The following is a 16,434-nucleotide window of genomic DNA, read 5'->3' on the forward strand; positions in this document are numbered from 1 at the left end:
GATAGGCAGCGGCAAATTTCAGCCAAATTTTTTTTGAAAAAGAAAGCCCCCTGGAAAGGGGGCTCGTAGTTATGATAAGCAAAAAATAAACTAGCGTTTCACCGTATCGAACTTGCGGAAGATGCTCCGCACGGTCGACTGGATGTCTTTCTTCGTCAGGTTGCGGCCCGACATTTCATCCGTTGCCCAACCCTGGAAGACCGTTTTTTCTGTTCTTGCATCAGCCATGCTGATGGTAACAGTGCCTTCCCGCACTTCCTGCGAAAAGTTGTTGTAACCCAGGAACTGCGAAGGGTAATGCAATCCAAACCATCTGCCGCTGTATGGGTTGAACATATAACGGGTAAATGGCCGGGAGAACATCGGGTTGCTTTGATCCCGGATGGATTTTTCTACCAACACATCGTAGGCAAGCAGCACATCGGGCTTTTGCTTGCTTTCCACCCAACCCTGCTTTTCCAATTCTACTTGTACTGCATCCTTGATTATCCTTTCTGTAAGATCCGACACTTTCCTTTTCTGTACCGAATCCTGCACCTGGCTCTCTGTCCATGCATAGGTTTTGTACTGGCTGAAGTTCACTGTTTCGTCCGTTTCAATATGGGCAACAGCAGCACAGCCACTCACTACAAAAGCTGCCAAAAACAGGAGTCCCAGCAGTTTCACAGTTTTCATGATCGCTCCTTTTTGCCTTATAGACGCAAAAAGCGCAGCAATATGTTCAAAGGCTTTGTGAAAACTGAGCCTTTAACAATTTGGCACCATGAACAAAGAAACTGAAAAAGGCCTAGCCCAGCAGGGGCATTTATCAAAATGCTTGTATCCAAATCACCAGGTGGGGTGACGCAAAAGAGAAAGCCTATGTAACGAAAACAGGTACCAACACCAACGCAAAAAGCAGCATGGAGGCATACCCGATTCCCAAAACCAAAGGAAATTTAGGATTTTTCACAAAAATGGAAAAACCAATTTATTACAGCCCAAATTCCTGGTGTTGGGCCGGAATCTGCACATCGGTAAAACCTTTGCGCAACAAACGCTCCTTGAACTCGCACTGCACGTCGTACTCGCCATGCACCAGGAACAGTTGCTGCACCTGCTTTGTATCCTGGCAGGCCAGCCATTGGCACATATCCTCGTAGTCGCCATGAGCGCTCATACTTTTGATGGCGCCAATTTCGGCGTGCACTTCGTGCTCTATACCAAAGATGCTAACCTCCTTATTCCCTGCCAGCAAACGGCCGCCCAGCGAGTGGGGCTCGCAGTAGCCACTCATCAGGATGGCGTTGCGTGAGTTTTCGATATTGTTGGAAATATGGTGTTTCACCCTGCCAGCCTCGGCCATGCCACTAGCCGATATGATGACACAGGGCTCTTTATGATAGTTGAGCAATTTGGATTCTTCAACGGTAGTGATGTACCGCAAACCAGGAAATTGGAAGGGGTCATTGTCCGCTTTGAGCACCTGTTGTATTTGTTTGTTGAAATACTCAGGGAACCGTTTTACCAGGTCGGTGGTGGCAATGCTCAGCGGGCTGTCGAGAAAATAATCCACCTTGGGCAGCCGGTTTTCAAGTTCCAGTTGGTTGAGGGCATACAGGATTTCCTGGGTGCGGCCAAGGCTGAATGCCGGGATGATCAATTTGCCTTTTCGCTTCAGGCAAACCTTTTCTATCCACTGGAGCAGCAGGTCTACACTGGAACTGATGCTGGCGTGCAGGCTATTGCCATAGGTGGACTCCATGATAATAAAATCGGCCTGTGGAAACGGGGCCGGTGAACGCAGGATCACATCGCGGTAACGGCCCAGGTCGCCACTAAAACTGACCTGGCGGGTTTGACCGTCTTCGGTGATGCGCAGGTGCACGGCGGCACTGCCAATGATATGACCGGCATCGGTAAACATCAGTTCCACACCTTCCGATACCGGAGTCCATTGGTTGTAATCAACAGCTTTGAATTGTTGGGTTGCAGTACGCGCATCTGTTACCGTGTACAGCGGCTCCACCAGCGGGCGACCTTCTACCCTGCGCTTTTTATTGGTGTATTTGATATCGCTTTCCTGTATGCGGGCCGAATCTTCCATCAGCAGGGCCGCTACCGCCACGGTTGCCGGCGTGCAAAAAACGGGTCCGGTAAAACCTTCGGCTACCAGGCGGGGCACCAAACCGCAATGGTCAATATGGCCGTGTGACAGCACCACTATATCCACCTGCGAAGGGATGAATCCAAAATCGCGGTTCAACGGATCCGTTTCTTTTCCCATGCCCTGAAACAATCCACAGTCCAGGAGGATGGTTGTTCCATTTTTCAGCGTGAGCAGGTGTTTGGAACCGGTAACGGTACGGGCAGCGCCATGGAAAGCAATTTTCATAATTGGTAGTTGGTCAGGTGATAGAGCATGAGGATTTAAGGTAAGCTTTATTGCCTGTGGGCAACCTAACACGGCTCAGGTTGCCGTGCTTTTTGCTTTAAACGACCATTCAAACCAGAACTCGGCGACCAGCTCGCCTTTTTCGCTCTTGCCTTCCGATCGCACTTTCACTGTTTGCGCCAGTCCCGTAGTATGGGCCGCTACAACGGCTTGTTTCACCTGGCTGCCCTCGCTGCAGGTAAACAAGGTGATACCGGTAACTTTTTTGTAAAAACGGCTTTCAACGCCCGTCACCAACATGGAAATGGGCGGATTTCGTCCCCAGGTCTGGGCCATGGCCAATATACCGGTACTGAGCTCTGCACCCATTGCCAGGCAGGCAAAATAAGTAGAGCGGAAAGGATTCTGGGTAAACCATTTATAAGGTACGCTCACAGCGGCTACTGTTTCGGTAGCGGACACTACCCGTAATCCGCTGAAGTAAGCGGCAGGTAACTTCTGCAGCAGGAAAACCCGCAATTTGACCGGTTTCCTGATCATGGAAAGAAAGGCTGCGGCAGTGGAAGAAGTGGCGGTTTCTGGCGGCATAAAGGGTTATGGAGCCGGTGTTTTTACTCCCGGCGCCCAGGCAACAAGTTACTCTTTATACAGTTCGGGTAAAAAGGCTGCTGGCGACCAGGCCTGCAAAAAGGCTTTCACTTTACGGTCATCGTAGCCGTTGCCTTTTTCCAGCAGCGAACTATTCTGGGTGTGCAACCTTTGACCCCTGGCATCCAACACCACCATCACCGGGAAACCAAAGCGCTGGGGGTAGCCCAGCCTCGCCAGCACCGCCAGGTTCTTGTTTTCCTTGCTGTAATTTAGGTGATAGTACAGGTAATTGTCGCTAACCAATTGTTTCAGGAGGGTGTCGGTTTGCACAAACGCATTGAACCGGTAACACCAGATACACCAGTTGCCGCCAACCTGTATCAGCACATGCTTTTTTTCTGCTTTGGCTTTCAGCAGCAAGGCCGAAATATCTTTTTCGGCATTGGCTGCCGGGTTGTACAGGCGGGTACTGTCGCCGGCAAATACCGGTGTAGAAAATAGTAAAGCCAGTATGATCAAAAACCGCATCTGCTTGTATTTGCTGCAAAATAGGTATTAAACCTGCTTGCCAATCACCCTCCAGGCAGCAGTGAGCGGATTGAATTAAAGTAATCTGGCTACCATTGTTTACAAATGGCTGTTCTTTTGCGGTTAGTTTTTCATTACCCCATTTTTTAAGGATATTTCGGAATGCTAATTGGAAAAAATGCCCAGATTGAATCGGAACGGTTAAAAACTGCCCTGGAAGCGGCAGGTGTGGGCGTTTGGGATTACGATCTGGTAAGGGATGAACTGGTTTGGTCGCTTCACTGTTACAGGCTTTTTGGCATCACTGATCCCTTTCCCATGAGCTTCGATATTTTCCTCTCCGGCCTCCACCCCCTCGACCGGGAGCGAACAAAAGAGGTAGTGCAGCATGCTTTCAATCCGGAATCGGGTGGCACCTATGATATTGAGTACCGCACGGTGGGCATACAGGATGGCATCACCCGCTGGGTGCGGGCTACAGGGAAAGCCTATTTCGATGCAACCGGCAAGGCTTACCGCTTTGTTGGTACCATCGCGGATATAAGCGCACAAAAAGAAGCGGAAGCACAACTGCAGGAAAGTGAAGCGCGCTTCCGCAATATGGCTGATAGCGCCCCGGTGATGATCTGGATTACCGACCCCAATGGCCACTGTAATTACCTGAACCTGCGATGGCTTGAATTTACCGGTCAGACCATGGAAGAAGGAAGTGGAATTGGCTGGGCAGATGCCGTTCACCCCGATGACCGGCACAAAACCAAGGAAGCTTTTGTAGCCAGCAATACGGAGAAAAGAGCTTTCAGGGTAGAGTACCGGCTGCGTTCCAAAAGTGGCCAGTATCGCTGGATGCTTGATTCTGCCCTGCCCCGCTTCGACGAAGCAGGACGTTTTTTAGGTTATATAGGTTCGGTGCTCGACATTTCCGATCGCAAACAGACTGAGGAAGAGCTTCAGTTCCGCACCGCCCAGCTTGAAGCCCAAAATGAAGCTACCGAATATGGATTGCTGCTGGTAGATACCAAAGGCAAAATCCTTTCCCAAAACAAGCGTTTTTCAGAGATGTGGCACATGCCGCAGGAAATCATCGACAGCAAAGACGACAACCGGGCCCTGGAACATGCCCAAACCATGGTACAGGAACCGGAACAGTTTATACGCCGGGTTAAAGACCGCTATGAAAGCAATATGGAAGTGGCCTCCGACGAATTCAGGTTTAAAGATGGCCGTATCATTGAGCGGACAGGGCGGCCAGTTACGGGCAAGGACGGAATGCATTATGGCTACCTGTGGCAGTTCAGGGATATTACCGCCTACCGTGCTGCGCAGGATGCCCTTGAACTACGCACTGCATTGCTGGAAGCCCAAAACGAGGCATCGCCATTGGGCATTTTGGTTATCGACCAAAACTACAAGTTCAATTATTTCAATAAGGGTTATGTGAAAGTGTTCGACCTCCCTCAAGAGGTGGTTGCTAACCCTTCACGGGAAGCACTGCTGGGCTATTTTGAACAAACCATCATCAACTACGAAGCATTTAACGAAAGGATCACCTATTTGTACAACAACCCGGTATCGGGAAGTTTGGATGAAGTATACCTGAAAAATGGGAAGATCATAGAACGATACGGCTATCCTATCCGCGGGAAGGAAGGTCGGTATTTCGGCTGGACCTGGCAGTTTCGCGACATCACCGAAGAGCGCCGCTACCAGGAGTATATGGAACAGAAAAACAGGCAACTGGAAACCTTGATCCAGGAGTTCAAATTCGTTACCGACTTTATGCCGCAGATGGTTTGGGCCACACAGCCCGATGGGTATCATGATTTTTTCAACAAACAGTGGTACGACTATACCGGGTTGGATTACGAAACCACAAAGGACAAAGGATGGAGCCTGGTGCTGCACCCTGACGACTCGGAACGTACCTGGCAGGTGTGGCACCACTCGTTGGAAACGGGCGCCATCTACCAGATAGAATACCGGATGCGCCGCTACGATGGTGTGTACCGGTGGATGCTTGGCCGCGCCATACCGATGCGCGATGCGGCAGGAACCATCATCAAGTGGTTTGGTACCTGCACCGATATTGACGATCAGCGCCGCTCCGCCGAACTGCTGGAACAAAAAGTTGCCGAACGTACGAGGGACCTCCAGGAAGCAAATGAAAACCTGGAGCGCTCCAATGCCGAACTGGAGCAGTTTGCTTATGTGGCCTCCCACGACCTGCAGGAGCCGCTGCGCAAGATCCGCACCTTTACCACTATGCTGGAGGGCGAACTGCAGCGCGGAGACCTGCACAAATCGAAGTCTTATATTGAACGCATCTGGCAGTCCAGTTCGCGCATGCAGGAACTGATCCGCGACCTGCTGGACTTTTCCCGGCTCAACCAGAGCGAGCCTGCGGCCTTTGAGTTGGTTGACCTGAATACCATTGCTAAAAACATCATTGGCGACCTGGAGCTTTCCATTGCTCAAAAAGGTGCAGAGGTGCATATAGAACCACTGCCCCACATAGAAGCGCATTCTGTGCAAATGAGCCAGTTGTTTTATAACCTGTTGAGCAATGCGCTTAAGTTTACCAAAGCAGGCCAGGTACCAGAGGTTAAGGTAAGTTGCGCCCTTGCCGACCCGGCTTTGCTGGAAGCACAGCACCTGAAAGGCAGTGGTACCTATTACCACCTCCGTTTTTCCGACAACGGCATTGGTTTTTTGAACGATTACGCGCAGCAAATTTTTACCATCTTCCAAAGGCTCCACAACCGCAGTACTTATGAAGGCACCGGTATTGGTTTAGCCCTTTGTAAAAAAGTTGTGGTCAACCACCATGGAGCCATCTATGCCGAGGGAGAGGAAGACAAAGGCGCTACCTTTCATGTGCTGCTGCCTGAAAAGCAGGGAGCCATCTAAAAGAAAAGGGTTTGAACATATAACCTGTTCAAACCCTTTTTTAATATTAATCGCGCTACTTTTTACAATACCTCGATCTGGTTGCGGAGCAGGTCTTCAAATTCATCGCGGCGGCGGATGAGGTGTGCTTCACCATCCTTCAGCAGTACTTCGGCAGGCTTGAGGCGCGAGTTGAAATTGGAAGACATCTCAAAACCATAAGCACCTGCATTATAAAATACCAGCAGGTCGCCTTCACGCACTTCGGCGAGGGTGCGGTCCCATGCGAAGGTATCGGTCTCGCAAATATGCCCTACCACGGTGTAAATGCGCGGGTTGCCGAAGGGATTGGAAATATTTTCAATACGGTGGTAAGCCTCGTAAAACATGGGGCGGATCAGGTGGTTGAAGCCACTGTTTACCCCCACAAATACGGTGGCTGTAGTTTGCTTGATCACGTTGGCTTTTACTATGAAATAGCCGGCTTCGCTCACCAGGAACTTACCGGGCTCAAACCATACTTCAAGCTCTTTGCCTGTTTCCTTGGCATAGGCATCAAACGCATGTTTCACCTTTGCGCCCAGTGCTTTTACATCGGTACGCACATCATCTTCATGGTAAGGCACTTTAAAACCGCTGCCCAGGTCAATGAACTCGATATCCGGAAAATGCGTTGCCACCTCGAACATGATTTCCAGGCCCGAGATAAACACGTTGATGTCCTTGATATCGGAACCGGTATGCATGTGCACCCCCCGCACATTGAGGCCCGTGGTTTTTACCACCCGTTCAATATGGCGCATCTGGTGAATGGAAATACCAAACTTGCTGTCGATATGACCGGTGGAAATTTTATAGTTGCCGCCGCCCATAATGTGGGGGTTGAAGCGGATGCAAATAGGATAAGAACCTCCGTACTTGGCACCAAACTGCTCCAGGATGGAAATGTTGTCGATATTGAGATTCACACCCAGGTCTTTGCCGGCTTCGATTTCTGAAAAATCAACGCAGTTGGGGGTAAACAAAATACGGTCGGGTGTAAAGCCAGCTTTCAGGGCCAGCTTCACCTCGTTGATGCTCACGCAATCGATATTGGCACCCAGGCTTTGCACGTATTTCAATACGTTGATGTTGGTAAGTGCTTTACAGGCGTAGAAAAAACGGGCCTTGGTACCGGTAAAGGCATCCTGAAGGCTCTCAAATTGTTCTTTGATTTTCTCGGCGTGGTAAACATAAAGGGGCGTACCAAAACGGTTGGCCAGTTCTACCAGTTGTGTATGCAATAAATTCTGTGACATATAAAGATCCGCACCTGCGGCATTTTCATTTGTAAACAAAACAAAAGCGTTGAAACAACGCTTTACAAAATTCAGGATGGCTGCTCCTCCGCACCGGTATCATCGGCGGAAGTTGTGCTGTCATCCTCATCCGGTTTTCGCTCCCATTCAGCGGTATCGTCGGCACCAGCACGGGCTGCTTCCGCAGCATCGTTGGTGCTGGCAGGGATAGCGCCGGAAGTACCATCGGCAGCATCTGCCAGGTCGATTCGGGCTTCTTCAGCGATATCGCTGGTGCCGCCACCCGCATCGGGCTCCACGCCATCCACAAACAGGCGGGCGCCGTCTTCGTTTCCTTCTACCTCGGTACGATCCACCAATTCGCCATCTTCCGATACTACCAGTTCTTCACTGGGCTCAAACTCGGTATTATTTACCAGGGTGGGCTGCACAATATTTTCCTGCAGCACTTCCCTGATCTTGGGCAGGTCGGCAGGACTGTTCAAGCCAAAATAATCCATAAAGCTCTTGGACGTGGTATACACCAGCGGGTGACCGGGTGCCAGCTCGTTGCGCCCGGCAATGATGATCAGTTCTTTTTCCAAAAGTTTCTGGATGGCATAATCGGCACTCACCCCCCGGATTTGTTCCACCTCGCCCTTGGTGATGGGTTGCTTGTAAGCAATAATGGCAAGGGTTTCGAGCGCTGCAGCCGAAAGCTTTTTCAAGAATTTTTCGCCATTGAGCTGGGCAACGGTTTTGTGGTATTCCTTTTTGGTTAGGAACTGCCAGCCACCGCCGCTCTGCCTGATGGTAAACGGATAAAATTCCGAGTCGTATTTCTCCACAATGCCTTCCAGCGCAGTTTCTATCTGCTCCACGGTCACCTTGTTTTCCATAAAGCCAAAAGCGCTGTTGATCAACTCGGTGATCTCAGCGCTGGTGAGCGGCTTGTCTGAAGCAAATATGAGCGCTTCGATGTGTGGGATGAGTTCGGAAAGTTCCATAGAAAAACGAATGTGCCAATTAGCCAATTAGCCAATATGCTAAGGAAGACAGCAGCCCACCCCAGCACATTGGCTAATTAGCACATTAGCAAATTATCTTTTAACCCTGCAGAGCCGCAGCACCGCTCACGATCTCTGTAAGTTCGGTGGTGATGGCAGCCTGGCGGGCACGGTTGTAAGAAATTTTGAGGTTGCGGAGCAGCTCGTTGGCGTTTTCCGAAGCTTTGTCCATGGCAGTCATGCGGGCGCCGTGTTCCGATGCGTTGGCATCCAGTACCGCTTTAAACAGCTGGGTATTCAGGATTTTGGGCATCAGTTCGGCGATCAGTTGCTCTTTGTTGGGATCAAAGATGAATTCGCCGGCGGCCTTGGCACCTTCCACTTTCTGCACCTTGGGAATGGGCAGGAAACGTTCGGTGGTAAACACCTGGGTAGCTGCGTTCCTAAATACGCTGTACACGATCTCTACGGCATCAAATTCTTTGCGCTCAAAAGCCTTCATAGCTGCCTGTGAAGCCTTCTGTACGTTTTCAAAGGAAAGGTTCAGGAAGGTATCGCGGTAGCTATCGCTGGTTTTGAAATTGGTTTTGGCAAAAGCTTCATACCCTTTTTTACCAATGGCCCAAACTTCCACTCCCCCTTTGGCAGCCTGTGTGGCATAACGGTCGGCGATCAGCTGTTTGGCAGCCTTGATCACGTTGGCGTTGTAGGCGCCAGCCAGTCCGCGGTCGGAAGTAATAACCAGCAACAGTACCCGTTCAATGGGGCGCTCGGAGGCAAGGGCCAGGGTGCCTTCCCCTTCGCTGCTGCTCACAATATTGCTCAGCATTTCCTGCAGTTTGCGGGCATAAGGACGCATCTGGATGATGGCGTCGGTAGCACGGCGCAGCTTGGCAGCGCTCACCATTTTCATTGCCTTTGTAATCTGCTGGGTGCTCTGCACCGATTTGATCCTGTTGCGTACTTCTTTTAACTGACCAGCCATGGAAAGTTTATAGTTTAATGTTTGGGTTTTGGAACGGCTTTAATCGCTCCAACATCACCGCTGAGGCCAATGGAAAAGAAAAGGCGGAGACAAGCCGCTCCGGCAAATCCTTGCTCAATCCTGCACATCAACGGTTCTGTATTCGGTGCGCAAAGGTAAGGGTAGCAGGGGAAACTGCCATATCTGTAAGCCGATAGAATGCCCTTGTGGATAATCTTAACGCAGGCTTGCCGGTTTATTCCAGCAGAAAGCTGCGGGTAAGGCTATAGGTTACCGATAAATTGCCCGGCAGCTTGCCCCCCAGCGGTCGGTCTTCCTCTGCCGAGAGGTACAGCACGATGGGGCCGCTGTGCATCTGCTCCAGGTGTGCAGCCGACAATACAATGGCCCCTGCTTTTACCAGGTATTGTTCATTGTATTCGTTTCCCGCAAAAGCAGTATCGGTAAGCACCATCCGCAGGCGGGAGCCATCGGGCAGGCCAGCCAGCCGGATTTCCAGGTCTTTTTTTGCCAACGTTTCCGGCAGCTCGGCGGCCAGGGTAAAAAGGGGAAAGTAGAAGGTATCCCTGAAGGTCACTTTATCTTCCGATTGGAACAGGATAGTATGCCTGCCGCCAAAAGAGGATAAAACTTGCTGGTATTCGTAATAAGTTCCTGTAATGCGGGCACTATCTCCCTCCAGTTCAGTTTGATCGAGTTGCACCCTTGCAGGCGCTTCCAGCAACAGGCTCTGCCGTTTTTGCTGATCGGTAAAGAATTGCAGCATGCAGGTAGCCATACTGTCGCCTTCAGCGGCCCATACCCGGTAGTCGGCAAAAATTGGCGGCGGGTTTGCCGGTTCTTTAGCGGGCGCCTGCTCATTGCCTGCACAACCCTGCAGCAGCATGCCCATAGATGCAAGTGCCAGAAGCCAGGCATAAAGCGGCGCAGTCGGTCGGAGGGTAGCGGTGAAATAAGGGGGCATGTTTAAACAATCACAAAACCTTATGCCAGCCGCAACCCCCATTCAGGCACTTGCCAATCAGGTAGGGAAATACCGTTATCTTTGGCGGCCTGTCAATTTGGCCAGAAAAACTTTTCAGCCCCATTTTTGACAACAAGCAACTTTCAACGACAACAGAATATTATGGGTTTTTTTTCCAAATTATTTGGCGGCTCCAAGTCGGAACGTGATGTGAAGACCATCATGCCCATTGTCGCCAAGATCAACCAAAATTTCCAGCAGTACCAATCGCTTTCCAACGACGAGCTTCGCAATAAAACCGTTTTCTTTCGTCAGCGCATTGCCGACCACCTGAAAGACGTAGACGCACAAATTGCAGCTACCAACCAGAAGGCTGACGATCTTTCTTTCGACGACCTGGTAGGTAAGGATACCATTTACCAGGAAGTGGACAAACTGAAAAAAGACCGCGACCAGAAGATCGAGGATATCCTGAAGGAAATCATGCCCGAGGCTTTTGCCGTGGTAAAAGAAACGGCCCGCCGTTTCAAAGAAAATAAAGAGATCGCATCTACCGCTACCGCACTGGATCACGAGCTGGTTGCGATGGGTAAAAATTATATCCGTATTGAAGGCGACCAGGCCATTTACCAAAATACTTGGACCGCCGCCGGCGGCACCGTTACCTGGAACATGGTACACTACGATGTGCAGCTGATTGGTGGCATTGTGCTGCACCAGGGCAAGATTGCCGAAATGGCTACCGGTGAAGGTAAGACCCTCGTGTCTACCCTCCCCTCCTACCTCAATGCACTGGCAGGTGAAGGCGTACACATCGTAACGGTGAACGACTACCTGGCGCGACGCGATAGCGAGTGGAACGGTCCCATCTTCGAGTGGCTTGGCCTGCGGGTGGACTGTATTGATAAATACCAGCCCAACTCCGAAGACCGCCGCCGTGCCTATATGGCCGATCTCACTTATGGCACCAACAACGAATTTGGCTTCGACTACCTGCGCGACAACATGGTGCACACACCAGAAGAAATGGTTCAGCGCAAGCACCATTTTGCCATGGTGGATGAAGTTGACTCCGTACTGATTGACGATGCCCGTACGCCCCTGATCATTTCGGGCCCGGTGCCGCGTGGCGACGACCAGCAATACCATATTCTCCGACCCCGTGTACACCACATGGTGGAAGCACAGGAGCGTCTGGTACGTGGGTTTCTCAACGAAGCAAAAAAACGCATCGCTGCAGGCGACGATGATCCCAAGAGCGGTGGCCTTTACCTGTACCGCGCCTACCGTGGCCTGCCTAAGTACGGCCCGCTGATCAAGTTCCTGAGCGAACCCGGCATCAAGGTTAAACTGCAAAAAGCAGAGAACTACTACATCGCCGACCAGCAACGCAATATGGGGATCGTGGACGAGGAGCTGCTTTTCCACATCGAAGAAAAACAAAAGTCGGTAGACCTTACCGATAAGGGCCTGGCGGCCATCACCGCTGCCAACGAGGACCCAGAGTTCTTCGTACTGCCCGATATTTCTACCCGCCTGGGCGAGATCGACGAATCGCAGATGTCGGCCGAGGAGAAAATGGCGCACAAAGAAGCCATCCTGAACGAGTACTCTGCAAAAGCCGACCGCATTCACTCGGTACAGCAACTGCTGAAAGCGTTTACGCTTTTTGAAAAAGATGTTGAGTACGTAGTAATTGAAGGCGCTGTGAAGATCGTTGACGAGCAAACAGGCCGTATCATGGAAGGCCGCCGTTACTCCGATGGTTTGCACCAGGCCATTGAAGCCAAGGAGAACGTGAAGATTGAAGCAGCTACCCAAACCTATGCTACCGTTACCCTTCAGAACTTCTTCCGAATGTACCACAAATTGGGTGGCATGACCGGTACTGCCGAAACAGAAGCAGGAGAATTTTGGAGTATCTACAAACTGGATGTGGTAACCATTCCTACCAATATCCAGGCGGTACGTAAAGACGAACAGGACCTGGTATATAAAACCAAGCGTGAAAAATACAAGGCAGTGATCGACGAGATCGAAACGCTGCGCAATGCAGGCCGTCCTGTGCTGGTAGGTACCACTTCGGTAGAAGTGAGCGAACTGCTCAGCCGTGCCCTGCAGGTTAAAAAGATCCCCCATAACGTACTGAACGCAAAACAGCACGCAAGGGAAGCACAGATTGTAGCAGAAGCCGGCTTTCCCGGCGCTGTGACCATCGCCACCAACATGGCGGGCCGTGGTACCGATATTAAACTGGGTGCTGGTGTGAAAGAAGCGGGTGGTTTGGCTATCATTGGTACCGAGCGCCACGAAAGCCGCCGGGTTGACCGCCAGCTGCGTGGTCGTGCCGGCCGCCAGGGTGATCCCGGTTCTTCGCAGTTCTATGTTTCGCTGGAAGATGACCTGATGCGGATGTTTGGCTCCGAGCGTATTGCCGGACTGATGGACCGTTTTGGTTACAAAGAAGGCGAAGTGATCCAGCACAGCATGATCACCAAATCCATCGAGCGGGCACAACGCAAGGTGGAGGAAAACAACTTTGGTATCCGCAAGCGCCTGCTGGAGTACGATGATGTGATGAACAAACAGCGGAATGCCATTTACGAGCGCCGCAACCACGCACTGTTTGGAGACCGCCTGGCCTTGGATATTGACAATGCCTTCTCTGTAACTGCTGAAGAGCTGGTAAGCATTTACCGCGAGCAGGATGATTTTGAAGGGTTTAAGATGGCTTGCATCATCAACTTCGCAATCGATACCAAAATCACCGAAGAGCACTTCAAGCGTACGGATGCCAACCGTTTGACAGAAGAACTGTACAACGAAGCCGTGGCCAACTACCAGGCGCACAAGGTTGCGGTACAGCAACAGGCCACGCCTGTTTTCCAGAATATCCGCGAAACACAGGGTGCGCATATCGAAAACGTGATCGTGCCGTTTACCGATGGCCGCAAGGGCATCAACGTAATGGCCGGCCTGGAAAAAACCATCACTTCCGAAGGTGTGGAGCTTACCAATGCCATGGAGCGCAACATCACGCTTGCCATCATTGACGACAAGTGGAAGGAACACCTCCGTGCCATGGACGATCTGAAGCAGAGCGTACAAACGGCTTACCTGGAGCAGAAAGACCCGCTGGTGATTTACAAGGTGGAAGCTTATAACCTGTTCAAAAACCTGAGCAGCGAGGTAAACAAAGAGATCGTTTCCTTCCTTTGCCATGCCAACCTGCCGGTAACCGAGGAAGTACCACAGGAGATGATGCAGGAAGCGCCTATTGAGCGTACCGATATGAGCCAACTGCTGGCCAACAAGGAAGAGATTGATGCTATTGGCGACGACTATGCCGCCAATGAAAAAGACTACCTAGGCCCCAACGACAGCGTACCTGTAAAGCAGGAACCCATCAAGGTTGGACCTAAGGTAGGCCGCAACGATCCCTGCCCCTGCGGAAGCGGCAAGAAGTTCAAGAACTGCCACGGACAGGATGTAGTGTAAACAAGTCAGCATTGCTTAAATAACTCAAAAGCCACCGGTCAGCCGGTGGCTTTTTTCTTGCATGCTTTAACAGCTTCCTATCATCAAACCCCGGCAATAAGTCGGAACTTGTTGGTAAGAAAACAAGAAGAGATGCGGTACCACATTATACTATCCATAGCATTTGTATTGCTGGCATTTACATTTGCCGGATGTGTAAAGGTGATTGCCGGCGAGGAAGAACTGACAGACAAGGCCTACCTGCACAACCAGCGCATTGGCGCCTCCGCCAAAGACCTCTTGCGCGCCGATAGGTATACTGCGTTACGGGTAGAAATTCAGTACATGGAGGGCTTTGAACCCGATAAGGCATCCTTGTATAACCTGCAGATTTTCTTACAGCAATACCTGGATAAACCCGACGGCATTTACCTGGAAGTAAAACAAATTGATCCGGCAGCAGATAAAATTCTGAACCGCGAGAATGTTCTGGGACTGGAACGAAGCTCCCGCTCCGTATATACAAATGGAAAGGAACTTGGCCTGTACATCCTGTACACCAACGGCAGGTATATCAATGAAAAAATTGCGGGTCTTGCTTACCGCAACACTTCGGCTGTGCTGTTTGGCCAAATGATCAAGGATCACTCGGGAAGAATTGGCCAACCCGACCGCACCAAGCTGGAAACAACGGTATTACTTCACGAAGTAGGCCACCTGTTGGGGCTCATCAACAAAGGTTCGGACATGCTGAGCGACCACCAGGATGAAGACCACCACGGCCATTGCAGCAATAAAGAATGCCTGATGTATTACCGTATTGGTACCGATGATCGTTTTGCCTACCTGGTAAAGGGTAAAATCCCTGAGTTGGATGTGCATTGCCAGGCCGACCTGCAAGCGATCAGGAATTAAGCACTGATATGGTGCCCTATTGTTTCAGTTCAGCAAAAAGCTTCTTATACCTGGAACATGCAATAAAAAAGGCCGCCCAAGCAGGCGGCCTTTTTAGGAGTGAAACAGCATACCACTACTTCAATTCATACTTGTGCTTATAGCGCTCATATAATTGCTTCTGCTTATCATCCAGTACAATCTTCCGACCCTGGATAAAAGCATCTGTAACCACTGAAGAACGCATATCGAGGAGATCGCCATTGGCAATAACGATATTGGCATCTTTACCCACTTCAATAGAGCCGGTTTTATCGGCGATGCCGAGAATTTTAGCCGCATTGAGGGTTATGGCCTGGAGTGCCTGCTCTTTGGATAAACCATAGGCAGCAGCTGTGCCGGCATTGTAAGGCAGGTTGCGGCCACGGGTTTGGCCATCTTCATCAGAAATGGCGAAAAGCACACCTGCCTGCTGCAATTGTGCCGGCGTTTTATAAGGCTGGTCCACATCATCGTCGTCCAAGATGGGCAGGCTGTGGCTCTGGCTCAGAATTACAGGGATGTTGTTTTGCTTCAGCAGGTCGGCTACACGCCAGCTGTCGGCACCGCCCACAACTACCATATCCAGCCCGAAGTCCTTGGCCAAATCAACGGCGATCAGGATCTGCTTGATGGTGTTGGCATGCACAAACAGCTTCATGCTTTTATCAAACAAGCCTTTTACCGCATCAAACTTGAGATTGGTCTGCCCCGATTTATCAGCTACGGCAAAATGTGCCTTTGCTTCACCCAGGAAGCTGCGGAACCGGTCGATGGCTTCCAGGCCGGTTTTCACCGGGTCGGGGGCATTGGCTGCTGCAGGAATAAACGAAGGGCGCGGCATCAGCAGGGGCAGGTACACATGCAGGCCTGCATCCATTTTGTAGGCCGCATCTTCCCAGTTCCATGCATCCAGCTGCACCACCGAAGAACGGCCGGCAACCAGCCCGCCCTGGGGTACAATGTTGGCCAGCAGGATGCCACTCCCCCGCAGGGTATTGGTTACCTTGCTATCGGTGTTGTATGCTACAATTGACCGGATATTGGGATTAAGTTCACCCAGCTCCTGTGCATCATTGGAGGCACGAACGGAGTTCACCTCCACCAGGCCTAGATTGCTTATGGATTGTATGAGGCCGGGATAAACCTGTTTGCCTTGGGCATTAATCACCGTAGCACCGGCAGCTGGGGTCACATTGGAACCCACCGCGGTAATCTTGCCATTTTCGAAAGCAACAGAAGCGTTGTTCAGTACCTGTCCATTACCCACATGCACCGTGGCATTGGTAATCACTACCGCGCCTTTTTGTGCCGGGGCAGGGTAAACAGTTTCCTGGCTGTGAGCCGAAAAGCCGCTAATTATTGAGAAAAGAATAAAGTACTTCTTCATTGAATGTTCTATTAATAATCGA

Annotated in this window: 12 protein-coding genes; 3 read left to right on the forward strand and 9 right to left on the reverse strand. The window is 50.9% G+C overall.

Translation table 11 applies throughout. From position 1 onward, the window contains the following. Nucleotides 1-90: 90 nt before the first annotated feature. The 4 genes from BUE76_RS16065 to BUE76_RS16080 form a co-directional block, all read right to left on the reverse strand. A complete protein-coding gene (locus BUE76_RS16065; protein WP_073042705.1) occupies nt 91-675 on the reverse strand; it encodes a DUF4136 domain-containing protein in 585 nt (194 codons plus the stop codon). Between the two features lie 298 nt (nt 676-973). Next, a complete protein-coding gene (locus BUE76_RS16070; RefSeq protein ID WP_073042707.1) occupies nt 974-2,374 on the reverse strand; it encodes an MBL fold metallo-hydrolase in 1,401 nt (466 codons plus the stop codon). A 75-nt stretch (nt 2,375-2,449) separates the two neighbouring features. Beyond that, nucleotides 2,450-2,962 carry a hypothetical protein gene (locus BUE76_RS16075; RefSeq protein WP_073042709.1) on the reverse strand — a complete coding sequence of 171 codons (513 nt, stop codon included), beginning with the start codon at nt 2,960-2,962 and terminating at the stop codon, nt 2,450-2,452. A 48-nt stretch (nt 2,963-3,010) separates the two neighbouring features. After that, nucleotides 3,011-3,493 (reverse strand): thioredoxin family protein, encoded by a 483-nt coding sequence (locus BUE76_RS16080; protein WP_073042712.1) that lies wholly within the window; start codon nt 3,491-3,493, stop codon nt 3,011-3,013. A 162-nt stretch (nt 3,494-3,655) separates the two neighbouring features. Here BUE76_RS16080 and BUE76_RS16085 point away from each other — a divergent pair, with 162 nt between their 5' ends. Beyond that, entirely contained in the window at nt 3,656-6,400 is a 2,745-nt protein-coding gene (locus BUE76_RS16085; RefSeq protein ID WP_073042713.1) for a PAS domain S-box protein, read from the forward strand. Between the two features lie 62 nt (nt 6,401-6,462). Here the strand turns inward: BUE76_RS16085 and lysA are convergent, their stop codons facing one another. The 4 genes from lysA to BUE76_RS16105 form a co-directional block, all read right to left on the reverse strand. Beyond that, nucleotides 6,463-7,677: a diaminopimelate decarboxylase gene (lysA, locus tag BUE76_RS16090; protein ID WP_073043119.1), complete on the reverse strand. Its 1,215-nt coding sequence runs from the start codon at nt 7,675-7,677 to the stop codon at nt 6,463-6,465. Nucleotides 7,678-7,748: 71 nt separating this feature from the next. Continuing rightward, a complete protein-coding gene (scpB, locus tag BUE76_RS16095; protein ID WP_073042715.1) occupies nt 7,749-8,663 on the reverse strand; it encodes an SMC-Scp complex subunit ScpB in 915 nt (304 codons plus the stop codon). Nucleotides 8,664-8,763: 100 nt separating this feature from the next. Continuing rightward, nucleotides 8,764-9,648, reverse strand: a complete 885-nt coding sequence (atpG, locus tag BUE76_RS16100) for an ATP synthase F1 subunit gamma (protein ID WP_073042717.1) — start codon at nt 9,646-9,648, stop codon at nt 8,764-8,766. Between the two features lie 235 nt (nt 9,649-9,883). After that, nucleotides 9,884-10,612 (reverse strand): hypothetical protein, encoded by a 729-nt coding sequence (locus tag BUE76_RS16105; protein ID WP_073042719.1) that lies wholly within the window; start codon nt 10,610-10,612, stop codon nt 9,884-9,886. 162 nt (nt 10,613-10,774) lie between these two features. Here BUE76_RS16105 and secA point away from each other — a divergent pair, with 162 nt between their 5' ends. Next, the gene (secA, locus tag BUE76_RS16110; RefSeq protein ID WP_143157288.1) at nt 10,775-14,110 is read left to right on the forward strand and encodes a preprotein translocase subunit SecA; all 3,336 of its coding nucleotides are present in this window, start codon (nt 10,775-10,777) and stop codon (nt 14,108-14,110) included. 132 nt (nt 14,111-14,242) lie between these two features. Further along, nucleotides 14,243-15,004 (forward strand): hypothetical protein, encoded by a 762-nt coding sequence (locus tag BUE76_RS16115; protein WP_073042721.1) that lies wholly within the window; start codon nt 14,243-14,245, stop codon nt 15,002-15,004. 115 nt (nt 15,005-15,119) lie between these two features. Here the strand turns inward: BUE76_RS16115 and BUE76_RS16120 are convergent, their stop codons facing one another. Then, nucleotides 15,120-16,412 (reverse strand): amidohydrolase family protein, encoded by a 1,293-nt coding sequence (locus tag BUE76_RS16120; RefSeq protein ID WP_073042723.1) that lies wholly within the window; start codon nt 16,410-16,412, stop codon nt 15,120-15,122. Nucleotides 16,413-16,434 lie beyond the last annotated feature (22 nt).

The organism is Cnuella takakiae (assembly GCF_001953305.1).
Lineage (GTDB): Bacteria > Bacteroidota > Bacteroidia > Chitinophagales > Chitinophagaceae > Flavisolibacter > Flavisolibacter takakiae.

What these genes read in the sequence shown, in the direction of transcription:
- lysA (WP_073043119.1), bottom strand. Translation starts at nt 7,677, where the DNA reads ATGTCACAGAATTTATTGCATACACAACTGGTAGAACTGGCCAACCGT.
- atpG (WP_073042717.1), bottom strand. Translation starts at nt 9,648, where the DNA reads ATGGCTGGTCAGTTAAAAGAAGTACGCAACAGGATCAAATCGGTGCAG.
- BUE76_RS16065 (WP_073042705.1), bottom strand. Translation starts at nt 675, where the DNA reads ATGAAAACTGTGAAACTGCTGGGACTCCTGTTTTTGGCAGCTTTTGTA.
- BUE76_RS16080 (WP_073042712.1), bottom strand. Translation starts at nt 3,493, where the DNA reads ATGCGGTTTTTGATCATACTGGCTTTACTATTTTCTACACCGGTATTT.
- BUE76_RS16105 (WP_073042719.1), bottom strand. Translation starts at nt 10,612, where the DNA reads ATGCCCCCTTATTTCACCGCTACCCTCCGACCGACTGCGCCGCTTTAT.
- BUE76_RS16075 (WP_073042709.1), bottom strand. Translation starts at nt 2,962, where the DNA reads ATGCCGCCAGAAACCGCCACTTCTTCCACTGCCGCAGCCTTTCTTTCC.
- secA (WP_143157288.1), top strand. Translation starts at nt 10,775, where the DNA reads ATGGGTTTTTTTTCCAAATTATTTGGCGGCTCCAAGTCGGAACGTGAT.
- BUE76_RS16070 (WP_073042707.1), bottom strand. Translation starts at nt 2,374, where the DNA reads ATGAAAATTGCTTTCCATGGCGCTGCCCGTACCGTTACCGGTTCCAAA.
- BUE76_RS16120 (WP_073042723.1), bottom strand. Translation starts at nt 16,412, where the DNA reads ATGAAGAAGTACTTTATTCTTTTCTCAATAATTAGCGGCTTTTCGGCT.
- scpB (WP_073042715.1), bottom strand. Translation starts at nt 8,663, where the DNA reads ATGGAACTTTCCGAACTCATCCCACACATCGAAGCGCTCATATTTGCT.
- BUE76_RS16085 (WP_073042713.1), top strand. Translation starts at nt 3,656, where the DNA reads ATGCTAATTGGAAAAAATGCCCAGATTGAATCGGAACGGTTAAAAACT.
- BUE76_RS16115 (WP_073042721.1), top strand. Translation starts at nt 14,243, where the DNA reads ATGCGGTACCACATTATACTATCCATAGCATTTGTATTGCTGGCATTT.